General features: G+C 71.6%; 1 protein-coding gene. It reads left to right on the forward strand.

Features of this window, described 5'->3' with window-relative positions:
* Positions 1–2,403, forward strand: a 2,403-nt coding sequence (locus AB0N17_RS46155) for a type I polyketide synthase (protein ID WP_366017656.1), incomplete at both ends; no start/stop codon positions are given.

The raw sequence follows: 2,403 nt of genomic DNA on the forward strand, positions 1-2,403 counted from the left end.
GACGTTCGTGGAGTTCAGCCGGCTGCGCGGGCTGTCCCCGACCGGCCGCTGCCGCTCCTTCTCCGACGAGGCCGACGGCGCCATCTGGGCCGAGGGCGCCGGCATGATCGTGCTGAAGCGGCTGAGCGACGCCCGGCGCGACGGCGATCAGGTGCTCGCGGTGCTGCGCGGTACGGCTGTCAACCAGGACGGCCGCAGCCAGGGCCTGTCCGCACCCAACGGCCCCGCCCAGGAGCAGGTGATCCGCAGGGCACTGGAGCTGTCCGGGCTGGAACCGGCCGACATCGACTACGTCGAGGCCCACGGCACCGGCACGACACTGGGCGACCCGATCGAGGCCAACGCCCTGCAGCAGGTATTCGGTGATACGCGGCCTCAGAATCGCCCGCTCCACCTGGGTTCCCTCAAGTCCAACCTCGGGCACACCCAGGCAGCCTCGGGCGTGGCCGGACTGATCAAGGTGGTGCAGTCACTGCGCCACCAGACCCTGCCCGCCACCCTGCACGCCGGCACCCCCAGCCGGCACGTCGACTGGGACGGCAGCGGACTGCACCTGCTGCAGCAGCCGATCGCCTGGCCGGCGACGGGGGAGCGAGTTCGACGGGCGGGGCTGAGCGCCTTCGGTATCAGCGGCACCAACGCCCATGTGATCGTCGAGGAGGCCCCGCAGGACGAGCCCGGTACAGCGCCCGAACCCGCACCAGGCACACGGCTGTTTGTCCTGTCCGCACGCAGTGAGAACGCACTGCGCGGGCAGGCCGCGAGGCTGTCCCGGTATCTGGCCGATGACACCGGTCTGCCGGAAGTGGCCCACACCCTGGCCCGGCATCGCAGCCACCTCGAGTGGCGGACGGCCATCACCGCACGCGACCACGAGGGGCTGCGCACCGTCCTGGAGGCCCTGGCCAGTGGCCGGGCACCGCTCTCGGCGCCCCGTGAGGAGCGGACGGGCAAAGTGGCCTTCGTGTTCCCCGGGCATGGCGGCCAAAGGCCCGGGATGGGCCTGGAGCTGATGTCCGGATCCGCCGCCTTCAGGCAAGAGCTGACCCTGATCGACGAAGCCGTGCAACGACACGCCGGCTGGTCGGTGCTCAAGGCGCTGCAGGCACCCGAGGAGTACTCCCCGCTGAACTGGACCGAGTACCTGCAGCCGGTGCTGTTCGCGGTCAACGCAGCCCTGGCCGCCGCCTGGAGGCCACTCGGCGTCACCCCGGACGCCGTCGTGGGCCACAGCCTCGGCGAGATCGCCGCCGCCTACAGTGCCGGTGCCCTCGCCCTCGACGAGGCGGTGACCGTGGTCACCGCACGCGCCGCAACCGTCATTCCCCTGGTGGGCAAGGGCGGCATGGTCTCTGTGGAACTGCCGCGGGAGCGGGTCGAGGAGCTGCTCGGCCCCCACCACGGCAGGCTCTTCGTGGCCGCGGTCAACAGTGCCGGCTCCACGGCCGTCTCCGGCGAGACCGACGCGCTGGCCGAACTGCGCCGGCACCTCGAAGAGCAGGGGATCGCCGTGCGGCTGCTGTCGACGCCGTTCGCCTCGCACACCCCACTGATGGAGCCCCTGCGCGACGCGCTCCTCGACGGCTTCTCGGCCGTCCGGGGCCACCCGGCGACGACTCGGCTCTACTCCACGGTCCTGGCCGAACCCGTGCCCGGTGACCGGCTGGACGCCGATTACTGGTACGCCAACCTCAGGCAGCCCGTGCGCTTCGCGGACACCATCCGCCGGATGCTGGACGACGGCTACCGCTACTTCGTCGAACTCAGTCCCCACCCGTCCCTGCTCTCCTCCGTCGAGTCGGTGGCCGCCGCCGCCGGAATCGACACGGTCGGCGTCGGCTCGCTGGACCGTCGGCAGGAAGAGCCCGACGTGCTGCTGCACCGCCTGGGCGAGTTGTACAGCGCCGGATACGAGCCCGACTGGACGGCTCTGTTCCCGCACGGCCGCCGCGCCGACCTGCCGACCTACGCCTTCGCCCGTGAACGGCACTGGCTGACCCCGGCCCCGGCCATCACGACGGGCTCCTCACCGCTCCTCGGCGCGCACATCGAGTCCAGCGACGAGCCGGGCCGGCACGTGTTCCAGAGCGACATCGACCTGCGTGACAGCCGCTTCGCCTACCTCACCGAGCACAAGGTCAACGGTGAGGTCTGGCTGCCCGGCGCCGCCTTCCTCGACCTGGCTCTGGAGGCCGCGTCCGCGGTGCAGGACGGCGGCGAAGTGAGCCTGAACCACGTGCAGTTTGTCCAGCCGCTGCGTCTGGAGCCGGATCGTCCCGTGCGGCTGCAGCTGGTCCTGCGGCCCGCCGGGGAGGGGGTGTGCGAGTTCACCGTCGCCTCCGCGCCCGCCGGCGAGCAGTCCACATCGTGGCAGCGGCACGTCAGCGGACGCGTCGTGGTGAG

The organism is Streptomyces sp. NPDC051133 (assembly GCF_040682635.1).
Classification (GTDB): domain Bacteria; phylum Actinomycetota; class Actinomycetes; order Streptomycetales; family Streptomycetaceae; genus Streptomyces.